General features: G+C 46.9%; 23 protein-coding genes. 3 read left to right on the top strand and 20 right to left on the bottom strand.

Going from position 1 to position 21,341, the window contains the following annotated elements:
* Positions 1–64: 64 nt before the first annotated feature.
* From rpsA to L1N85_RS03915, 10 genes are all read right to left on the bottom strand, one after another.
* Complete coding sequence (rpsA, locus tag L1N85_RS03960) at positions 65–1,300, bottom strand: 30S ribosomal protein S1 (RefSeq protein WP_235234959.1); 1,236 nt, start codon at positions 1,298–1,300, stop codon at positions 65–67.
* A gap of 81 nt (positions 1,301–1,381) precedes the next feature.
* Positions 1,382–1,960: a lysophospholipid acyltransferase family protein gene (locus L1N85_RS03955; protein WP_235234957.1), complete on the bottom strand. Its 579-nt coding sequence runs from the start codon at positions 1,958–1,960 to the stop codon at positions 1,382–1,384.
* Positions 1,961–1,963: 3 nt separating this feature from the next.
* Entirely contained in the window at positions 1,964–2,659 is a 696-nt protein-coding gene (gene cmk / locus L1N85_RS03950; protein ID WP_235235333.1) for a (d)CMP kinase, read from the bottom strand.
* 399 nt (positions 2,660–3,058) lie between these two features.
* A complete protein-coding gene (locus L1N85_RS03945; protein WP_235234955.1) occupies positions 3,059–3,712 on the bottom strand; it encodes a flagellar brake protein in 654 nt (217 codons plus the stop codon).
* A 60-nt stretch (positions 3,713–3,772) separates the two neighbouring features.
* Positions 3,773–5,140, bottom strand: a complete 1,368-nt coding sequence (gene ypeB, locus L1N85_RS03940) for a germination protein YpeB (protein ID WP_235234947.1) — start codon at positions 5,138–5,140, stop codon at positions 3,773–3,775.
* Between the two features lie 106 nt (positions 5,141–5,246).
* Entirely contained in the window at positions 5,247–5,405 is a 159-nt protein-coding gene (locus tag L1N85_RS03935; RefSeq protein ID WP_235234938.1) for a hypothetical protein, read from the bottom strand.
* 74 nt (positions 5,406–5,479) lie between these two features.
* Entirely contained in the window at positions 5,480–6,175 is a 696-nt protein-coding gene (gene prsW / locus L1N85_RS03930; protein WP_235234937.1) for a glutamic-type intramembrane protease PrsW, read from the bottom strand.
* Between the two features lie 15 nt (positions 6,176–6,190).
* On the bottom strand, positions 6,191–7,441 hold the full coding sequence (locus L1N85_RS03925; RefSeq protein ID WP_235234925.1) for a Glu/Leu/Phe/Val family dehydrogenase: 1,251 nt from the start codon (positions 7,439–7,441) through the stop codon (positions 6,191–6,193).
* A gap of 135 nt (positions 7,442–7,576) precedes the next feature.
* The gene (locus L1N85_RS03920) at positions 7,577–8,191 is read right to left on the bottom strand and encodes a genetic competence negative regulator (protein WP_235234923.1); all 615 of its coding nucleotides are present in this window, start codon (positions 8,189–8,191) and stop codon (positions 7,577–7,579) included.
* 203 nt (positions 8,192–8,394) lie between these two features.
* Positions 8,395–8,718 (bottom strand): hypothetical protein, encoded by a 324-nt coding sequence (locus tag L1N85_RS03915; RefSeq protein ID WP_235234921.1) that lies wholly within the window; start codon positions 8,716–8,718, stop codon positions 8,395–8,397.
* Positions 8,719–8,885: 167 nt separating this feature from the next.
* On the opposite strand from L1N85_RS03915, the gene L1N85_RS03910 reads away from it, so the two are divergent.
* The gene (locus tag L1N85_RS03910; RefSeq protein ID WP_235234915.1) at positions 8,886–9,743 is read left to right on the top strand and encodes a polysaccharide deacetylase family protein; all 858 of its coding nucleotides are present in this window, start codon (positions 8,886–8,888) and stop codon (positions 9,741–9,743) included.
* Here L1N85_RS03910 and L1N85_RS03905 read toward each other — a convergent pair.
* On the bottom strand, positions 9,733–9,966 hold the full coding sequence (locus L1N85_RS03905; RefSeq protein ID WP_235234913.1) for a hypothetical protein: 234 nt from the start codon (positions 9,964–9,966) through the stop codon (positions 9,733–9,735). The two genes, L1N85_RS03910 and L1N85_RS03905, sit on opposite strands and share 11 nt — an antisense overlap.
* Entirely contained in the window at positions 9,963–10,556 is a 594-nt protein-coding gene (locus tag L1N85_RS03900) for a CPBP family intramembrane glutamic endopeptidase (protein ID WP_235234906.1), read from the bottom strand. Before L1N85_RS03900 ends, L1N85_RS03905 begins: the two co-directional genes overlap by 4 nt.
* A gap of 103 nt (positions 10,557–10,659) precedes the next feature.
* On the opposite strand from L1N85_RS03900, the gene L1N85_RS03895 reads away from it, so the two are divergent.
* On the top strand, positions 10,660–11,580 hold the full coding sequence (locus L1N85_RS03895) for a hypothetical protein (protein WP_235234904.1): 921 nt from the start codon (positions 10,660–10,662) through the stop codon (positions 11,578–11,580).
* 284 nt (positions 11,581–11,864) lie between these two features.
* On the top strand, positions 11,865–13,457 hold the full coding sequence (gene serA, locus L1N85_RS03890) for a phosphoglycerate dehydrogenase (RefSeq protein WP_235234902.1): 1,593 nt from the start codon (positions 11,865–11,867) through the stop codon (positions 13,455–13,457).
* 128 nt (positions 13,458–13,585) lie between these two features.
* Here the strand turns inward: serA and L1N85_RS03885 are convergent, their stop codons facing one another.
* From L1N85_RS03885 to L1N85_RS03850, 8 genes are all read right to left on the bottom strand, one after another.
* A complete protein-coding gene (locus tag L1N85_RS03885) occupies positions 13,586–15,049 on the bottom strand; it encodes a HAMP domain-containing sensor histidine kinase (RefSeq protein ID WP_235234900.1) in 1,464 nt (487 codons plus the stop codon).
* Entirely contained in the window at positions 15,050–15,766 is a 717-nt protein-coding gene (locus L1N85_RS03880) for a response regulator transcription factor (RefSeq protein ID WP_235234893.1), read from the bottom strand.
* A gap of 27 nt (positions 15,767–15,793) precedes the next feature.
* On the bottom strand, positions 15,794–17,053 hold the full coding sequence (gene ccsA / locus L1N85_RS03875) for a cytochrome c biogenesis protein CcsA (RefSeq protein ID WP_235234891.1): 1,260 nt from the start codon (positions 17,051–17,053) through the stop codon (positions 15,794–15,796).
* Positions 17,050–18,708: a cytochrome c biogenesis protein ResB gene (resB, locus tag L1N85_RS03870; RefSeq protein ID WP_235235322.1), complete on the bottom strand. Its 1,659-nt coding sequence runs from the start codon at positions 18,706–18,708 to the stop codon at positions 17,050–17,052. The genes ccsA and resB overlap by 4 nt, the downstream gene beginning before the upstream one ends.
* A 17-nt stretch (positions 18,709–18,725) precedes the next feature.
* Complete coding sequence (locus L1N85_RS03865) at positions 18,726–19,256, bottom strand: redoxin domain-containing protein (protein WP_235234884.1); 531 nt, start codon at positions 19,254–19,256, stop codon at positions 18,726–18,728.
* A gap of 87 nt (positions 19,257–19,343) precedes the next feature.
* The gene (locus tag L1N85_RS03860) at positions 19,344–20,090 is read right to left on the bottom strand and encodes a pseudouridine synthase (RefSeq protein WP_235234877.1); all 747 of its coding nucleotides are present in this window, start codon (positions 20,088–20,090) and stop codon (positions 19,344–19,346) included.
* 54 nt (positions 20,091–20,144) lie between these two features.
* Positions 20,145–20,660: a spore maturation protein gene (locus L1N85_RS03855; RefSeq protein WP_235235320.1), complete on the bottom strand. Its 516-nt coding sequence runs from the start codon at positions 20,658–20,660 to the stop codon at positions 20,145–20,147.
* Positions 20,661–20,673: 13 nt separating this feature from the next.
* On the bottom strand, positions 20,674–21,330 hold the full coding sequence (locus L1N85_RS03850) for a nucleoside recognition domain-containing protein (protein WP_235234875.1): 657 nt from the start codon (positions 21,328–21,330) through the stop codon (positions 20,674–20,676).
* Positions 21,331–21,341 lie beyond the last annotated feature (11 nt).

The following is a 21,341-nucleotide window of genomic DNA, read 5'->3' as shown; positions in this document are numbered from 1 at the left end:
AAAAAAAAAGGAGCTATTCCTGCGATTAATCGCAGGAATAGCTCCTTAGCACATCTATTCGACCTTACTTAAGGTTCTTTAGCTTATCGCCGAAACGCTCTGCAAGCGAGTAGCTCATGCTCTCATTGCTCAAGCTTACGTTCGGGTTATCGATCTTTTCAATCTTTGGTGAACGTGGCGCACGCTCAGGTCTAGCGCTAGCAGCAGGCTGCTCAGGCGCCTCTTCCGTTTCTTTGATGCTCAGGCTAACACGTTTTTCGGCAGGATTAAAGTCAAGCACTTTCGCTTGAACCTCTTGGCCTTCCTTCAAAACTTCATTAGGTGTCGCAATATGACGATGAGCGATTTGGGAAATATGAACGAGTCCTTCAACGCCCGGTGCGATTTCAACGAATGCGCCAAACGGAACCAGACGGCGTACTGTTCCCGTAATGATATCGCCAGTAGCAAATTGACTGCCAGCTGTATCCCATGGACCAGGCTGGGCAGCTTTCAAGCTCAAGCTGATTTTACCCGCTGCCGGATCAACTTTAAGTACTTTTACGCGAACCGCTTGACCTTCGGATACAACATCCTTCGGATGAGCAACATGCTGCCAGGATAGCTCGGATACATGCACGAGACCGTCAATGCCGCCGATATCAACGAATGCGCCGAATGGAGTCAAACGTTGAACCGTTCCATCAAGCTCTTGACCTGCTTCAAGTGAAGCAAGAACCTGTTGTTTGCTTTGTTCGAACTCGGCATCCAGTACTTCTTTCTGGGAAAGAATAACTTTGTTATTTTCACGGTCGATTTCTTTTACCTTCACGCGCAACGTGCGGCCTTTGTAATCGGAGAAATCTTCAACAAAGTGACGCTCTACCATTGAAGCCGGAATAAATCCGCGTACTCCTATGTCGGCAACAAGTCCGCCCTTAACAACGTCAGCAACAGCGACTTCAAATACTTCGCCGCTTTCGAAGCGTTGCTGAAGCTGATCCCATGCTTTTTCACCGTCTACTTGACGCTTCGAAAGAACAAGGCTTTCTTTGTCGTCATTGATGCTAACGACTTTCAACTCCACTTCTTGACCAATTTGAACTGCATCCGTTGCATTATCGATTTGTACAGCGGATAGCTCACGAATTGGAATGACACCGTCATATTTATATCCAAGGCTTACATAAGCTTGGTTATCTTCGATTTTGACGATCGTACCTTTAACGGAATCACCTTTTTTCAAAGACACGAAATTATCCATAGCGTCTTGGCTTACTTCTTCCGCCGCGGATTCTTGCACATTAAACTCTTCTGACATTGAAATAACCTCCTCAGTTCATACCCCAACTTTATTTAAATCCGCGATCGCCTATAGCGACAGTGGCATTTAAAACACATATTATCGATTGCTGGCATTTAACTCACGAATGCGAGTCATGATGGCATCTGTTACTTGTTCAAGCATATCAGGCGATGATTCTTCAATAATTGCAGTAAGATCCATAGGCTTTCCGTAACAGACGATTATTTTGCTAAAAGGCCGATAACTGCCTACAATTGCGACAGGAACGATGGCAGCGCCGCTTCGTACTGCAATCATCGCTGCGCCCTTCTTCGCCATTCCTGACTGATTGTTCCGGGACCCCTCAGGGAAAATGCCCATCACATTTCCTTCCTTCAGCAGCGCGATAGCGGATTTAATCGCATCCTTGCTCACTCCGCCGCGTTTGACCGGAAATGCGCCAAATGAATGAATGAGTGCACCGAAAACAGGAATTTTGAAAAGCTCCTCTTTCGCCATAAAGTGTACCTTGCGCCGAACTTTTACTCCAACGGTTGGAGGATCAAAATTGCTGATATGATTCGATGCAAGCACGACTGGACCGGCGGTTGGAATATTTTCCGTTCCCCTGGCTTCCAATCGGAAAACTAGCGTGTATATTACACGCAGCAGAAATCTGAAAACCCGGTATAACATAGTTTACTTCGCCTCCGCCATTTTGGTTCGGCTTAATTTCACAATTGCCTGAATGACTTCGTCAATTGTCATGCCGGTGCTGTCGAGAACAACAGCGTCGGAAGCGCATACTAGCGGTGAAATGTCACGCTGCTCGTCCAACCGATCACGCTCTGCAATCTCTGTTTCCAATTGTTCGAGGGTAATGATCTGACTGTCGGCAATTTCACGGAAACGGCGCATAGCCCGTTCCTTAACGGAAGCGGTTAGAAAAATTTTCAACTCGGCGTCCGGCAGGACATGCGAACCGATATCCCGGCCATCCATCACGACGCCTTTACGGGCTGCCAATTGTCTCTGCATAGTTCCCAGTACTTCACGTACGGTTTCATTTGCTGCAAAATGCGATACCTGAAGCGTAACTTCACGCGATCGGATCAATGAGGTAACTTCCTCACCATTTATGAAAACGGATTGACCATGTTCGCCTGGCTCTATCTCAATCTGTAAAGATCGTGCTAATTGATCCAGCTTATCCGGTTGTTCCGCCGATACACCAGCGCGCTGTGCGCAAAGCGTAACAGCACGATACATCGCGCCTGTATCGATATACACATATCCAAGCTGCTCGGCGACTTTTCTTGCGACCGTGCTCTTGCCCGCGCCCGCCGGCCCGTCAATTGCAATATTCATGCGATCGTTGTCACCTTCGTGTTGCATCACGTACGGTCAACCCCCTTTATATAGAGACGGCCGGCCGAATGCAAGGTAGAATGCGACGCAAACCTCTCAAGAAAAAAGCAGGCTTTGCCTGCGAACGTGAAAATTATACCACACTATAAACTTAGATGCAAAAGCCTGGCGTTAACTGAGACGTGTGCCTTCCCACTTATCCACACCTGTCACGATGTGTCGAACCCAATCATTTTGCATAGCAGCTTGTGAGCATGCAAGTAATATAAGAAGCAATATGATTATTTTTTTAAGTATTGTGCTGACTTCCTCAGTCAATGTAACGAGCTGCTTGCGGTTTCTTTTTTTGGATAATAGCTTTCGATGCATATTCATCTGCCCCTTCAACTTTTTGGGGGTAGTTTTCCAAAAATGACAACATCTTATTCATCGATTGCGAAATTTTAACTGCTTCTCGAAGCAATAGCGGATAACCTTTTGCCGTTCGGAATCATTTATGCTTACATATTTGATCATAGCTTGCTTCTTTCCGGATACCAACTCAACGACTCGAACGATTTCCGCCTTGAAGAAAGCATGCTCGATTGTACCGTTGCGGAAAGGGACGAGCAGCCAGCATTCCAACGTTTGTTCTGGAAGCAAGGGCCATTTCCCATCGCAAATAAACGAAATTCCGCCGCCGCCAACATCATCGGTCAAACATACAAACCGAACATGGTCCGATTGCTTAACGGCAATTTCAAGTTCAGCCGATACACGCAAGAAGCTGCGGCGCTGAACCTTAGCAATGCGGTCTGGATCGGGTTTGCAAATTTTTATTAAGCGTATCCCGTCTTCCTTAAAGCCGATGACATGCGAATCAAAATAATTTTTTATTCCGTCCTCGGACACAAAAAATGCAGAAAGCTCGTCGCCTAAAAAAAGACGTTTATATCGACCTGTCTTCTCGCTGATTGGAACCTCTATAAGCAATCCGTCCGCGTGCTCATCGGCAATGCGGGATTTGTACTCAATAGCCGCCTCTTCATTGTCCGAAGAAGCGATCTGATAATAGAGCATTTGATTCATTTTAAGCAGCAAATTAGCTCCCCTCCCATTTACATGCCATTATAACACGTCGATTTGAGGGGAGCTATATCGTTATTTGTCAGAGGTTATCTCCGAATCATAAGGCGACATTTCTTCGATCGATTCTTCGATACCTGTCTCTGAATTAATATACACGCGATAAATCGAGCCGTTGATTTGACCCATATATTCGTAGCATAACACTTCTTTACCGAGTTCATTTTCAATGAGCGCCAGCTGCTCATTCCTTACATTCATTTCCGGATTCAAAGCTTTACGCGCTTCCGCTTTTGAGACGATTGGACTTGGCAATTTCCGTTCATGATGCTCATACACGTAATCATTTGCTTGCAACCCTACCGCTTCTCCGTTGTCCAGCGCGATCTTGACCTTTAATTGATCCGGGTAGATTAGGACACCGCTTTGCACGCCAACGTATGTGAAGGTTCCCGTGTTGTTCAGCATATCGTAGCTTATTGCCTTCATCCCTGAAAATCCGTGCTTATCCAAGAAGTTGTCGGCTGCGGCTTGCGCTTTTTCCATATCTATTTTCTTAGCGTTAATCTCGCGCGGTTTCATAAACCAAATCAGCTTTCCGCCTTTTTGGGTAAAATCCATTTGCAGCTTTTTATTTTCATTATTTTCATTATTTTCATATACGGTTGCGGAATAGGAGGCATATTCCGTTCCTTTGCCGTTTTCGACGACACGAATTTCAGCAGGCGGCGCATCCGTGTATTCCGCCGCTGCCTTCTTGATATCCTCTGCAGTTACCATTTTGCCGCCCAGCATGTTCATCGTACGCTTCTCGTACATCGTGCTGACCGAAGGGCCCCAGTTGATTTCAGGGTATTCGGTCACTTTTTTATCCATTGTTTTAAATCCGTCAATGATCGTGTTGTCATTATTGATGTTGTCGGATGCAAGCGCAACCTCCACATCCATCCAGCGCAATTGGTTAGCCAGAACCTTCTTTTGCATACCGACCAAATCTTTTGAGATTTCCTCCGATTTTGCATAAAGCGTCTTCATCGTCTGAAACTCTTCCGGAGTAAGCGGCTGCTTGGTCAAATCGCGGACAGCCGTTTTGTATGCAAAGTTGGCGATGCGCGACAAAAATTCCTCCGCTTCATTGAAGGGCAGCAGCGTCAAAGGCAGCTGGTTAATTTCGTTTTGTGCCTCGCTTGTCAGCCGCCACACATTAACAAGCCCCTTGCGATGATAGCCTTGGGAGGTTGAATTCACTGCCAGCGTATTGCCTAATTGCTGATGCAGCTGCTCGACATGGTAAGTTAAATCGTGAAAAGCACGCTGGTATTGGTTTTCGGCCTTAATCAGGATCGAGTTTTTCTCTTGATGCTCCTGGTACCCCCAATATATCGCGCCTAGAAACAAAAGAGACATGACCGGAAAGAGGATCGAGCTGAGTCGACGGTACATAACACAAAAGCTCCTTTCTTGTGCAAAACATGGGTATAGTTTGGTTTGCCCAAGGGAGCTTTATGCATCCTTCTATTCAATTTATACCGACTGACTCCTCTTTTAATTAAACGCTGTGCTCCTCGATATCCAAATCATTCGTGTTATTGCATATGCATTGCTTAAAGCCCGTATCAATCATTCCTCTGTCTCTGCGTCCTCGCAGTACAAATTTCTCTCCGCAAACATTGCAGCGAATCGTTACCTTTATTCTTGCAGCCTCCATATGTCCCTCCCGACAAAATACTCGAATGCTGTTATCACAGACATTTCTATATATTTTCAGTATGGACGGAGCATTTACAATTTAATCTCGTCCTCCCGGACAAGAAAACGAAATGGCGATCGGGAATTGGCATGGTTCATTTTACGCAAGCCCCAAATCCATAACACGACCATAAAAGGGATGATAAACCACATCCAATTTGTTCGTACCGTAATCATGATCCAATCATACGTCCCATGCAGAAGTACGGGAAGTGCGAATGAAATCGCCAAGAAATAATAGCTTTGCTTCTTAGAGGCAAACTTTGCCTTGCCTAAATAATAGCCCATCATTATGCCGAACAAGGCATGCCCGGACACGGGCAGCAGCGCGCGAACGAGCAGCGTACCGAATGTGGCCGGCGAATAGATGGCGTACAAAACATTCTCTAACGTGGCAAAACCAAGCGAAATGGCAGCTGCATACACGATACCATCATATGGCTCATCAAACTCGGTGTGGTTATAAATCACATGATATAAAACGAACCACTTTACAAACTCCTCCACACCGGCCGACTCTACAAAAGCGAAAATGATGTTATGATCACCTAACCACAGCTGTAAACCGCGTTGGATAACCATGATCGGCACGACAACAAGTATTCCGAGCACGAACATCCTTGCGACCATATGTATGGGCTCGGCGTCATACCGGTCTCTCAAATATAAATAAGTAAGCAGCGACACGCCAGGCGCAACAGCTGCGGTCAATACGGAAAACAACAGCATTTTCTACCTGCTTTCTTACACCCAGCCTCGGAATCGGACAGCTTCAGCCATTTTGCGGACGCCGGCCATATATGCTGCCAGCCGCATATCGACTTTACGGGTGCGGTGTATTTCGTACACATGCTCAAATCCGCGTATCATCATAAGCACGAGCTTATCGTCTACCTCACGTTCATCCCAATAGTAACCTTGATTATTTTGCACCCACTCGAAGTAGGAAACAATAACGCCGCCAGAGCTGGCGAGCACGTCCGGGATAATCAGAACTCCTCTGTCTGTTAAAAGCCTTGTCGCTTCTAACGTAGTGGGTCCGTTAGCCGCCTCGACGATTATTGAAGCGCGTAGGTTAGGCGCGTTATGCTCCGTAATTTGATTCTCAATTGCCGCAGGCACTAGAACGTCGCATTCCAGCTCAAGCAGCTGTGAATTGCTGATAGTCTGCGGGAAAAGATTGGTTACATTACCGAAGGAATCTCGACGGTCGAGCAAATATTCAATATCCAGTCCTTTTTCATTATACAACGCTCCGTGCACATCGGAAATACCTATTACACGTGCGCCTGCCTCATGCATAAATTTGGCAAGATAACTGCCCGCATTGCCAAAACCTTGGATGACGATCCGCGCATCCTTCAAATCAATTCCCTTTATGCGCAGCGCTTCCTGAATCATAATGACGACGCCGCGTGCCGTTGCCGTCTCTCGCCCCTTCGAACCGCCTAGAACTAGCGGCTTACCCGTAATGAAGCCGGGCGAGTCGAATTCGCGTATACGGCTGTATTCATCCATCATCCATGCCATGATTTGCGAATTGGTCATCACATCCGGGGCTGGTATATCCTTGTTAGGTCCAACAATCTGGCTAACCGCGCGCACATAACCTCGGCTAAGCCGTTCCAGCTCGCGGAAGGACATCGTACGGGGGTCGCAGATAACGCCTCCTTTGCCGCCTCCGTATGGAAGATCGGCGATCCCGCATTTTAAACTCATCCATATCGAAAGCGCCTTGACCTCATTCTCCGTTACAGCAGGATGAAAACGAACGCCGCCTTTTGTCGGGCCCACCGCATCGTTATGCTGCGACCGGTAACCAGTAAATACCTTCGTCGTCCCGTCGTCCATCCGGACAGGAATACGAACGGTCAGCATTCTCATCGGCTCCTTCAATAAATCGATCATATCTTGATTGTAGCCAAGCCTTTGCAGCGCTTGTTCGATTACGATTTGAGTAGAAAGCAATACATCATTTGCTTCTTTATCGCTCATTCTATCCACCGCCTTTGTCTACATCTAATATGAACGCCTTTCACCCGCCGTATTCGAATGCGGTGCCTCTTTATATACAAGAAGAGCATCATGCGGACATGCATTGCCCGCAGATGCTCTATCAAGGTCGTCTTCTTAATATTTAAAATGATTACATACTTCCCGTACTGCCGATTCGGGCATAATCACTTTTCCGTACTCTTCCAGCATCGCATAGGTTACAGAGGTTGCTTCTCCATATTCCGCCAACAGCGCGATAACGGCATTATGCCTTGAAGAATCAATCAACGCCGGTTCCAAAGCCAAAATATATTTGCCGTTATAGGAGTAAAGCCTTCCGTCATCCGTCAACGCGGAAGCCTTCAATTGCTTACATACGGATATGACATCTTCAAATTCCCGAAAGGAATACATGACGATGTCGCTCTGCTCGAGTGTTACTTCCATTTCGTATATCTCGTCTTCCGTATCGTCATCATCGGTTGCGCGTTCCCCATCATGACTGTTCATTTTGCCACGCGTGACAATCACCACCATACCTTGTGCGGGGAGGGCAAACACTTCGACCGCTAACGGGCCGCTGGCATCGAATCCAAGTTCACTATAGGCTTGATCCATCATTTCACTGAATAGTTCGTGTACTTTTGGAATTTCGCGCCACATGTCGTCCTTCTGGATCCCCCGTTCCAGCAGGTCGTCGAACGTCAGGAAAATCCGAATCTTGTCCTGACTAAGCCGTTCGATTTTCATGACAGGATCCTCCTCTGCAGCATCTGTTGTAACAGCGTATGAAATTTTTAGTAAGATGTGATCAATTTGATCAAATCGTGCTATGTAACTACTTTATCATTTCTTTTCGCCGAATGCACTAATATTAAGTGAAAAAAAAGAATCGTTTGACCACTTCGCGCAGGTGCGAAGCGTTCATACGATTCTGAATCCATGCGATGTATTTAATGCTTCAAAGATGACGATTCCGCTTTGATTTTGTCCGCTTCCCGCTTGAGAGCAGGGTCTTTGTTTACGATCGTTTCAATTTGCACCCAAGCGGCTTCGGATTTTTCGGCGGTATCGTCTGAATGCTTTGGGGCAAACGCTGCTGCCTCCTCCTTGAAATCCTTGCTCATTATTTTCGCCATCGCTTTGCGGGTGACCGATGAGCATACATCCGACATCGCATTCGCCGCCCAGGAAACAGCACCTGGACGTCTGCGCGAGACGTACACAGTGGCTGCCGCCCCAATCAAACTCCCCACTAAAAAACCGCTTAACTTCATGTTCGTGGACACCTCTTTCCTATGTCGTATTCATTGCTTATTTTGACCGCAATGCATGTCGGTCATTCCATATAAAATAAGGAAATCATTCTAACCAAGACGAAAGGCAAATATGATACAATAATTTCATTTCAGCACGAATCATTATTAGGGTACGGAGGGTCAGTATGATAAAACTATTGATACAGCTAATTGCCGTATTTATTCTTGCGGCTCAAATGACTGGCTGCAGCACCCTGTCGCATGATGAAGGCAAGGCCGACTCAAAACAGGTCGCCAACACGCAACCGTCCACTCAAAGTCCTGCAGCTGCGGAAAATCCAAGCATGGAGAATAACGATCAGCCTGTACCTTCGGTACAACCGGCTCCCAAGGATTCGGCAAAGCCCATCAAGCTGTATCGAATGAATGAAGCTTACCGATTCGTCCCCATCGAGGAGAGCAGTCCGGATAAAGTCGTATTGCTGACCTTCGACGACGGACTAAAAGACGAAGCCGTCCTAACGAGCATGCTGGACACTCTTGACAAGCATGCAGCTAAAGCTGTTTTTTTCGTAAACGGATATCGGGTAAAGCAAAATCCCCAGTTGCTTGAGTTGATCCATCAACGGGGGCAAACGATTGGAAATCATTCCTGGGATCACATCAATCTTAAAAATGAAAATGAAGAAATCATTGAGAAACAAATCAGTGACCTGCAAACGAAAATAGAGTCGCTCATTGGCGAGAAGCCGCTATTTTTCAGACCTCCGTTCGGCTCTGGCGGGGATATCGTGAAAAAAATAGTAAAAAACCACGGCATGCTGTACATGACATGGTCCAACGGCTCACTGGATTGGGATAAGTCGACCAAGGATAAGCCGGATGAAGTCATTCGCAATGTGATGGAGCAGCTTCATCCCGGGGCCAATATTTTGATGCATGAATTGCAATGGACTGCCGATGCGCTTGATGAGCTGTTAACGAAGCTGAAAGACAAAGGCTACGGTTTTATAGATCCCGCTGCGATCGCGGCTATTCGCTAAATTTCAAACCATACCAAAACAGTCCCCCTACTAAGCAAACGAATAAAAGAAATAGAAAATTATAATACCATTTGGTCACTTTTTGGTTGCTGGAAGGAAACTTTTGGCGTCTTGGCGGCAGTGCCTCGTCAACACTTGGATCCGTTCCGGCGTTGAACGGCATAGCCGTCTTTTCTTGTTGTATGGATGCTCTGGAGCTTCTAAATTTTTCTTTCCTGCTCATGACTCCCTCCTGAATCGAATAATAAGTCCCATTATAAAATCAATTAAAAAATGCGCGATAATCGCAGCCCATAACGAGCCCGATTGGATATAGATCCAACCCAAGCCATAGCTTATCGAAAACACTAATCCGGTCGGAATCCAATGCTTCAAATAACGAACATGTATAGCGGCAAATATGATACTCGTCCAGTAGGGTCCGATCGCTTGTTGAACCGCTCCGCGAAAGAGCAGCTCCTCGCAAACCGCCACGACAAACGATATAAGCGCGATATGCCAAACCGGACGACTGCGGAAAATGCGGTCATTCACACCTCCGTCATCATTCGCTTCATCAGGAACCCAGCGCGCGATAAGCAAGTCGACGGCAATGACAGCGGCTGCCAGTCCAATTCCCCACCATAAGAAAGCAAGCTCCTTCGGAATCGAAAATAATCGGATTATATTTTGATGCTGAAATAAAACCCATATGATACCGATAATAAAAGTAAACGCTTGAGTTGCGTATAAATTAATAAGTAGCATCCGGTCATCCAGTTCATCGACCGAAACCTTTCGGATACGTATTTTACGAATATCGAATTTTTTCATAGCTTCCCGCCTGTCTGGAACGTTCATATTTTCTTTTTCGACCTTATCACCTATACTATTAGGACAAATCGACAACATTTTTTTTGCATAGAGGGAGATAGAGATGGAAAAACGATTAACAGCAACTGCAATGTTCTTTAGCGTTGGATTTGTATTCATGCTTGTATGCGCGGTAGGCGCTTTCTTCTACGGTATACAAATAGGCACAGAGAAGACTGAAGCCAAATACGCAGTGGACGAAGATGATGCGAATGGAGCTGCCGCTTCCGTCAGCCCTTATCAGCAGCAAGATCTTGTCTCATTCTATCATACTGTATTTTTGCCTTATCGAGAATTTCAAAACGAATGGTTCGACGCTATGAACAAATTATCGCAAGGAAAAACCAATGAAGCAACCTCGATGTTCAAGGACTTATCTAATTTAGCCGAGTCTAAAGCGAAGGAAGCAAGCTCGATCGATGTCCAGCGGTCTCCATTGCTGGCTGAGGCACAAGTCAGCTACATCAGAAGCTTAAAACTGTTTAACGAAGCCGCGGGGAAAGCGGCAACCAGCGCTAAAACTCTTGCCTTTAATGAACTGAAGCAGCATGTTGAGAATGAAAAAACGTATTTATCTGCGACACAATTTTCGTTGACGGCGCAGCAGTCCTATTACGCAGCTATGGTTAATTGGGCTGCTTCCGTCGATATGGATGTTCCATCCGAATACAAGGCACCAGCTATTCTGGAACTGTCGCAATGGCAAAAGCTGCCCATCACGATAAAAAATAAACTGATGGCCGACCAGTTGACATCTCGTTTGGAGCTTACCTCTTACTATCCCCATGATCTTACGAGTCGTGTAGACGATTTTGTCAAATCAGGTCAAGCCTCAAAAATGAAGCTTCATACGCTGTCAGCTGTCGTTGATCTGTTAATCAATACAGAGGCTGTCCGATCGGGAGACTTCACACAAAGCAAAGCCAGATTATACCAACAGGTTCTTCTGCCTCAGCTTCCGTTTTTCTATCCTGATACAAATTGATTTACAGTACGGATTCCGGAGTCGCATTTTGCCATTTTGTCATATACAAAGTCCTTCTGTGTCACATTTTGTTGCTCTTGATGCTTGAATCATAACGAAATTTTCACAATTCAGCAAGTTTGAGCATTGCTTTTGCCCTCTCCCTTGCTATAAAATAGAAAAGTCCATGATCGAAGATCAAACTCTCGACCCGCTGCTGCACAACGGTGCCGGGTAGAGAGTTTTTCTGTACATATTCAGCGAGGCTGCTTCAGTTTCGCCCCAATTTAGGAGGCATAATTCACATGTTTAAAGTGTTAGTTTCCGATCCAATCAGCGATTTAGGCATCCAGCAGCTTGTTGATGCGTCAGACATCGCAGTCGACAAAAAACCGGGATTAAGCGAAGACGAGCTCGTTGCCATCATTGGCGAGTACGATGCATTGCTTGTTCGCAGCCAAACGCGCGTAACCGCAAAAATTATGGAAGCCGGCAAACAGCTCAAGGTAGTCGGACGCGCAGGAGTCGGCGTAGACAATATCGATTTGGATGCTGCGACACAACGCGGCATCATCGTTATCAATGCACCTGACGGCAATACAATCACCACCTGCGAGCATACTTTCGCCATGATGATGGCAGTTGCCCGTCATATCCCGCAGGCGTATATGAAAACCGTTAACGGAACTTGGGACCGCAAATCCTTCCTTGGCGTCGAGCTTCGCGGCAAGACGCTCGGCGTTCTTGGAATGGGACGGATCGGCAGCGAGGTGGCTAAACGCGCAAAGGCTTTCGACATGGAAATTATAGGCTACGATCCGTTTATGACAGAAGAAAGAGCTGAGAAGATCGGCGTCAAGCTGGCTAGCGTGGACGATATCGTCCGCAACGCAGATTTCATGACCGTTCACACTCCATTAACTCCGGAAACTCGCCACATGATCGGCAGAGCACAATTTGAAGTGATGAAGCCAGGAATGCGCATAGTAAACTGTGCCCGCGGAGGTATCATTGATGAGATCGCCCTGGTCGATGCCGTTGATCAAGGCATCGTAGCCGGCGCAGCATTCGATGTATTTGAGGTTGAGCCTCCGGCTGAAGATCATCCGTTTCTGACACATCCGAAAATCATCGTTACCCCTCACTTGGGAGCATCTACGATAGAAGCCCAAGAGAACGTGGCAATTGACGTTTCGGAGCAAGTTATTCATATTCTTCGAAACGAGCCGTTCATCAACGCGGTTAACATGCCGCCTATTCCGGCCAATTTGCAAAGTATCCTGCAGCCATATTTCACGCTTGGCGAGAAGCTGGGCAGCTTTATTGCCCAGTCCACAGAGGGCGCAGTAACGGAAATTGTCGTCGGCTTCTCCGGTGAGCTTGCCGAAGTTGATACACAGCCGCTAACCCGTCATATCGTACGCGGAGTGCTTGCCCATCATCTGGGCACCGAACAAGTTAATGTCGTAAACTCCATGCACCTTGCAAAAGTTCGCGACGTTAATATCGTTATTCAAAAATCGCATGCTTCGAAGGATTTCACGAACCTTGTAACGGTCTCCCTGCGCACGAAGAAGGAAGAGCGTATCGTTGCCGGAACGCTGCTGACTGGGTATGGTCCCCGGATCGTACAAATCGACAAATACCCAGTCGATGTAACGCCTGAGGGCAACCTTATACTCATTTCGCACAACGATAAACCAGGGATTATCGGACGCGTCGGCACGCTGCTGGGTAACAACGATGTGAACATCGCGACGATGCAGGTAGGTCGTCAGCTCGTTGGCGGATCGGCAATCATGGTACTTAGAGTCGATAAAGGCACGCCTAAGGAAGTGCTTGACCAACTGATCCGCATGCCTGAGTTAAATACGGCTAAGGAAATCACACTATTCTAATAAAGTAAAAACGTCTTATTGTAATGAGCCAACCGGGCTGCCCGGTTGGCTCATTTTGTTTCACGAACAACAAGAATTATCTTCTGCATTCTACAAAAAAAGCGTTCCGCTAGGGAACGCTTTGACAACTACTGATGAGCTTCGACAGGCAGCAGCAACATAAACGAGGTGCCGGTTCCCGCTTCGCTTTCCACGACGATTCGTCCATGATGCAGATCAATTAAATTTTTGACGATGGCAAGACCCAGTCCCGTACCTCCGGAAGATCCGCGTTTTCGCGCCTTATCCGCCTTATAGAAGCGTTCGAAAATATAAGGCACATCCTCGGTCGGTATCCCTTGTCCTTCATCGCTGACACTCAGCTGAACAAACTCACTGCCATTCACGTTAGCCGGCTTCCCTGCCAACGTGATTGATTTACCTCCCGGTGTATGCCTCAATGCATTATCCAGCAAATTCGTAAGCACCTGCTCGAGCCGATCCTCATCCGCTTCCTTCACAAGCAGCGGATTTTTCGGAAGCTCGGCAAGAAGCTTCACTTCCCGTTCCTTTGCATAAACCTGAAATTTGCGGTGCACTCGCTTCACGACATGCCTAAGATCAACCTCTTGAAAATTCATATCAACATGTCCGGCTTCCATCCGAGCGATGTCCAGAAAGTCGTTAACCAAACGCCCCATCCGGAGCGATTCGTCATGAATGACCTGTACCAGCTCTTTCCGATCCTCAGGGGTCACGACTATATCATCTAGAAGAGCTTCACTATAGCCTTGAAGCATGGATAGCGGCGTACGAATCTCATGTGAAATGTTGGCCACGAAATCTCTGCGGAGCTTCTCGAGCTTATGCTCCTCGGTAACGTTACGGATGACCGCTACAGCACCGCGAATGACGCCTTTAGATTGAAGCGGAGCCATCACGACCGACCATACATTGCTTAAGACATGTATTTTTTCCGTAACGTCCCGACCCTCCTGCATAACTCTTTGGAACAACTCCCGCAGCGGCATAGGCACCTCGGACGGGGCAACGCCGCCTTCGAATAATTCCTCCTGCCATGCAACATCCAGACCTGACCATTGATTGATAAGCAAATGTCCGCTAGGATTCGTTAAAATGACTTTTCCGTCAGCGCTAAACGTAATAACGGAATCGCCCATGCTGCGTAAAATACTCGCCAAATGGTTTTTTTCATGGTTCAAGTCGTGGATTAACCTGTCAAGCTGTTCCGTCATATGATTGAACGTGTTTGCAAGCTCCCCGATCTCATCAGATGAACGAATGTTTACTCTAGTGCTGTAATTCCCTTGCGAGATTGAATCTGCCGCGTCCTTCAGCTGCAGCAAAGGCTGTTGAATTTTCCTCGATAAGAAAAAAGCAAAAAAGGTCGACAATGAGAAGCCGATTACCGCGGTGAGCACAAAAAGCACCTTTACCTTATGCGCATCCTCGAACGAAATAAACTCAACGTACTGAAGAAGCAGTACGCCGACAATAAGCAACACTACCGCTACCAGCAGCATGATCGTCGCCCAAAGCTTCCCGACCACGCTCCGCAGCAGAAACCCGATCAAACGCTGCCATAAGTTCATTTACTTCGGTACCTCAAGCTTGTAGCCAACGCCCCATACCGTCGTGATCATTGCGGCAGCATCGGGGGATACTTTGTTGAGCTTCTCGCGCAGACGCTTCACATGGGTATCGACGGTACGCAAATCACCGAAAAATTCATAATTCCATACATCCTTGAGCAGCTCCTCGCGCGAGAAAACCTTGTCAGGCGAAACCGCCAAATAATGAAGCAGCTCATACTCTTTAGGCGTTAAACTTACCTCTTGGCCTCCCGCTGTGACGCGATGCGCATCATGCTCAATGACCAGATGAGGGAAAACGATGTTGTTGCTCGAGTTCAATTCTTTCGTAAGAAAAGCGGTAGCGGAAGAGCGGCGCAAAATAGCTTTAACCCGGTAGATCACTTCTCGCGGGCTAAACGGCTTCACGACATAGTCATCCGCTCCAACCTCGAAGCCTTGCACGCGGTTCATCTCTTCGCCCTTTGCCGTAAGCATAATTACGGGAGTTGCTTTTATTTGGCGCAGACGTGAGCATACCTCTACACCGTCAATGCCGGGCAGCATGACGTCGAGCAATATGAGGGCATAATCGGTGCCGGATGCCAGCTTCAGCGCCGTTTCACCGTCCTCAGCCTCGTCTATTGTATAACCTTCCTTCTCCAAATACATTTTGAGCAGACGACGAATTCTTTCTTCGTCATCCACAACCAAAATACGGCTTGCATAATCAGACATATGGCATGACTCCTCTCAACCTAGAGATTAAGTACCAGAATAGGAATGTAATCCGGCTATGACAAGGTTAACTCCGATAAGTGTAAACAGGACGATGACAAAACCGATTACCGCGAGCCAAGCCGACCTGCGGCCCTGCCAGCCCCGAGAAAGGCGGAAATGCAAATATGCACTGTAATAAAGCCAGGTAATGAGCGCCCATACCTCCTTCGGATCCCAACCCCAGAATCGGCCCCACGCTATTTCCGCCCATATCATAGCGAATATGAGCGCACCGAGTGTAAAGATTGGAAAGCCGATCGCAATCGATCTGTAGCTGATTTCATCCAAATCCTCTGGATCAATACCTTCCATAACCGGGTGTATAACCGCTCCGAGCGGCTTGCGGAATACGAGACGGAGCAAGCCATAAAGAATGGTACCGGCAATAATGGACCATACGACGGTATTCAATTTTCTTCCGGCATTTACCCCATTCATCCAATACGGCGCTTCAAGCACGGGCTTGTCCATGCCTAGAAAGGAATCAACCGTTACAACCTCGCTATTGTACGGCTTAACGATAGGCGGAAGCGTATAAGTAACCGTATCGGTTGTTGACGTCTCCGTTCCTCTCGAATCGATTTTCGACTGCTCCTGAATAAATTGAGCTTCGTAACCCATTCCCCGGAAAGCAAATACCGCAATGATAAAACCGACAATAACGATAATGGTATATAATGAAAACTCAACCCAAAACTGCGATCTGCGCGCTGCCTTCGTTTTCCCATTGAAATCAACTACTCTTAGCAAGTACATCAAGCCTGCAGCGAATCCGATAGCAAAGAAGGCTTCCCCGAGTGCTGCTGTCGTAACGTGTATCTTCAGCCAAATACTATCCAGTGCTGGAATAAGCGGTTGAACCTCCTGTGGAAATACAGCCGCATAGGCAATGATGATGACAGTAAGCGGCAAAGCGAACATGCCAAGTAATGGTTTCCGGTATATAGCAAAGATGATTGTAAAAGCGATCATAATCGACATGCCTAAAAAAGTCATAAATTCATACATGTTGCTTGTTGGAATTTGACCGCTTCCCGCCCAGCGCGTGAAGAAAAAAGTTAGGTGTGATGCAAGCCCAACGTTGGAAGTAATGAAGGCAATGCGGCCCCAGCGCTTCTCATGCTGCAGAGAATCCCGGTTGCTCCATTTTTTCCCTGCAATCGCAATCACATAGAACATAAAGGCAAAGCAGTAAAGAAAAAATGCGACTATAAACGCATCGCTGCTAAAATCGATTAAACTCACGCGTTGTTCCCTCCGTTATCAAGCGACTTCGGATCTATGGTTATCCCTATTTTCTGAAGAGCTCCCGCTACATCCGAGCGCATACCGTACCAGTTTTTGTTCGTATGTGCGCCTAGAGACAGCTCGTTGTCATCGATGCGAAGCCATATTCGGCGATGCTGCCAATACGAGCCCATCAACAGACCGGTCATCGAAAAGACAGCACCTATCCATACATACGGTAATGCCTTGTCTATACGCACGTTTAAATGGGTAGACGCCTCAGAGAAATCAACATTTTCCATCCCATCGACTCTGATTTCAATTTTATCGGCGATTGCATGATTAATGGCATCCTGCGAAAACTTCACTTTATCTTTCTGCATTGGAAAATACATATAAGGCTCACCCGCAGCATCTAAGCCCGGTCCCTTGACCGTGAATACGAACGCCGGCGCGACAGGATCACGAGATAATGTGGTTGGCTCACCGTTGTCTCCCAGCGCAAACTCCATGTAGTTCGCGTACAGATCGAGGGTATATGGACCCAGCTTGTGCTGAAGCGCCGAATCCTTCATCGGAAGATCAAACGGCCCATACGTTTCTCCTGTCTGCTTGTCTACCAGCACCGGATGGACCGCATTCAAGCGTGGCGTCATATCGAAATCAAATTGATACAGCTTAAGCCCCTTATATTTAAGCGGTTCATTCACGACGATATCGTGGCGCTTCACCTCTTCAAGAACAGGCTTCAGCGTTTGATCATTACAATTGCTTACGCATTCGTAGAGAACCGCTTTCGTCTCGAAAAGCTTTGCGCGCACAGTCCCTTTAAGCTTGTCCGGCAACTCTTCATCCGAATAAAACTCCACCGTAAATTTCTCGTTTTTCACGTAATAATTCGTATCCGCAATTTGAACCGTATCACCGTCCGGTATAGTAATATAATTATCCATTTGCCAGCTTGGAATGCTGCGCGCCAATATCGCTAACAGAAATAGAATAAGACCGATATGATTAATATAAGGACCCCAGCGGCTGAACCGATTTTTCTCTGCCAGCAGCGCAGATCCGTCACGATGAATCCGATACCCCTTCCGCTTCAACTGCTCTCCGAACTGTACTGCCCACTGTTCCCCATCGCCTTTAATCGAATGTTTAAATACTGTTTTCTGGCGATGAATGAACTGCAAATGCTTTCGGATCTGCTGTTTGCTCAATGCACGGTAAAGGGGCAATACGCGGTCCAGACTGCAAATAACGAGCGAGGTGCCTATCATGACGAGTAATCCGATAAACCACCAGGTCTCGTACGTATGCGACAAACCGAGCAAATAATACAATTTCCCCGGCAAACCATAGGTTTCTTCATAGTAGACCGATGGATCAAAGTTGTTTACAAATGTATTTTCTTGCGGATAAATCGTTCCAAGCATGGCAGTCAAGAAAGTCAATATAATTAAATAGATCGCAATCTTGACAGACGAGAAAAAATTCCATATCCGATCAATGAAATTTGGATTGCTTTTTTGAGAACGACGGGCAACCCCGTCATATCGCATTTCCAAAGGCAAATCGGAAACATCATTATTTTCAAGCGGTTTGCCGCAGCTCTCGCACAATACGGTGCCGACCGAATTTTGATGTCCGCACTCGCATTTTGTGTTTTCAACCAATAACACGATATAACCTCCTACAGCTGAAGCAGCCGTTCTATCCGTTCGTCAATGTCCTCTTCCGTCATACCGCCTACTTTAATCTCCATAATTGAGCCGTCCGGTTTAATGAAAAAAGTAGTTGGATACGACTTAAGCTCATAGCTGCGCTCGGTTTTGCGATTCACATCACGCAGAATCGGATAATTCAATTCAAAGCGTCGAACGAAATTGTTGACCGTTAACGTATCCTCGCTTAAATTGATAGCCAAAATAACGAGGCCTTGATCCTTCCACTTCTGAAATTGGCGCTCAAACTCCGGCATTTCCTTTACGCATGGCGGACAGAAGGTTCCCCAGAAATTTACGACGACAGCCTTCCCCTCATAATCTGACAATCGCTGAAGGCTGCCATCCAGATCCGCAAGCTCGAATGGAGGCGGCATGCTGCCTTCCTTTAAAGGATCTCTGTCATTATTCGCAAATAAAGCGGATCCAATGGCGTAACCTCCTATGAGCAATACCGCAAACAATATAATAACCTGAACCGTTTTACGCGACTTTCCCATAATCTTATTCACCACCAGCTTCTGTTTGCACAGCCACGAATATTACCATTATAACGAAAAGTCGACGGCAATAACTGCCGCCGTCGATTACTTTTTATGAACTTTATGTGTCTTGCTTTGTGCGATGGAGAGAAGCTCTTTGATCTCCTGCGGCGTCAGATGGCGGTATTTGCCTCTGCCCAAATTATCAAGTCCAATCTCGCCGAACCGAATCCGTTTCAGCCTGGTCACTTTATGTCCGATCGCTTCAAACATACGGCGTACTTGACGGTTGCGCCCTTCGTAGATTGTAATCGTTATGGTAGCTTCTTTATTCTCCGTATCGACATCGTGGTATTCCACCTCTGCGGGAGCGGTCATGCCATCCTCAAGCTTGATTCCCTTTTGCAGCTGCTCTAATGCCGTTCCGTGCGGAATGCCCTTCACCGTGGCACGATATGTCTTCGGAACATGATGGCTCGGATGAGTAAGCAAATTCGCGAATTCGCCATCATTCGTTAAAATCAACAAGCCTTCCGTATCGTAATCCAATCTGCCGACTGGGTAAACGCGTTCTTTAATGCCTGGCAAAAAGTCAGATACCACTTTGCGTCCTTGCGGATCTTTGGCGCTTGTGATAACTCCCTTTGATTTGTTAAGCATGAGATAGATTTTCTTCTCGCTCTTAATCGGCTTGCCATTAACGGTTATGGCATCGACGGCTGGATCTGCCTTCACGCCAAGCGTTGTTACCTTCTCGCCGTTGACCTCGACCATGCCTGCCAATATCATTTCTTCACATTTGCGGCGGGATGCAATACCAGCTGCGGCTAATATTTTCTGTAAACGTTCCAATTATTTCACCTCATTCTCCATCATAACCATATGGAGAACAAAGTACAAGCTTCACTAGCCGAATATGTATAAGCAAATAAAAATAGCTGCAAAGAAACCGACAATATCCGAAAATAATCCAACCTTAAGCGCATAACGAGTACGACGAATGCCGATCGCTCCGAAATAGACCGTGAGCACATAAAGCGTCGTGTCCGTGCTGCCCTGAATCGTAGAAGCGATTCTTCCGATCATGGAGTCTGGACCAAAGTTTTGAATCAAATCAGTCGTGAACGCCAATGAACCGGCGCCCGTCAGCGGTCTGAGAATTCCTAATGGCAGCACTTCGCTTGGAATGCCCATCCAATCAAATAACGGACGAACAGCAGACAGCATGAGCTCTAAAGCTCCGGAAGCCCTAAACATGCTTATGGCTACCATCATGCCTACCAAATGAGGGATGATATTAATCGCCGTTCCAAATCCGTCTTTGGCCCCTTCGACAAATGTTTCATATACAGGCACCTTGCGCCTAAACGCAGCATAAAGCGGAATAAATACGATAATGGCAGGAATCATCCATGCGGACATATTTGTAAAGAAGTTATACAACCGGCTCACCTCCGGCATTTGAAGGTTTAACTTTTTTGTTTTGAGCTGCCTGCTTGGGTACAATTGGCGGGGGCGGCGATTTCCTTCTATACCAGCGGTCAGCAAGAATCGCAGCAGACGTTGCAACAAATGTAGCCGCTAGCGTTGTGCCAATTATTTCAGCTGGATTAGCTGAGCCGTAATTCATTCGAATCGCGATGAGCGTAGTTGGAATGATGGTAATGCTGGATGTGTTAAGTGCGAGTAAAGTACACATAGCTGGCGTTGCGGTAGAGGCATCAGGATTAAGCTTCTGCAGCTCCTGCATCGCCTTGATTCCCATTGGAGTGGCCGCGTTACCAAGACCAAATAAATTTGCGCTCAAATTGCTCATAATGTATCCGATCGCCGGATGATTGCGCGGTACGTCAGGAAACAGCATTCTGACAATAGGACCCAGCATCCGCGCCAGCTTTTGCAGTAGGCCGGCATCTTCCGCTATTCGCATCATGCCAAGCCAGAATACCATAATACTAATTAGTCCAAAACTGACGGTGACGCCAGATTTCGCCCCCTCGAAGGCAGCTTGCGTCACCGCATCCATTTTCCCATTTACAGCAGCAACGACTACACTAGCTACAATAAAAAATAACCAAATCCAATTAACCATATAGGCAGCCT

The organism is Paenibacillus alkaliterrae (assembly GCF_021532375.1).
GTDB classification, from domain to species: domain Bacteria; phylum Bacillota; class Bacilli; order Paenibacillales; family Paenibacillaceae; genus Pristimantibacillus; species Pristimantibacillus alkaliterrae.
This window is presented reverse-complemented; position numbering and strand designations above follow the sequence as displayed.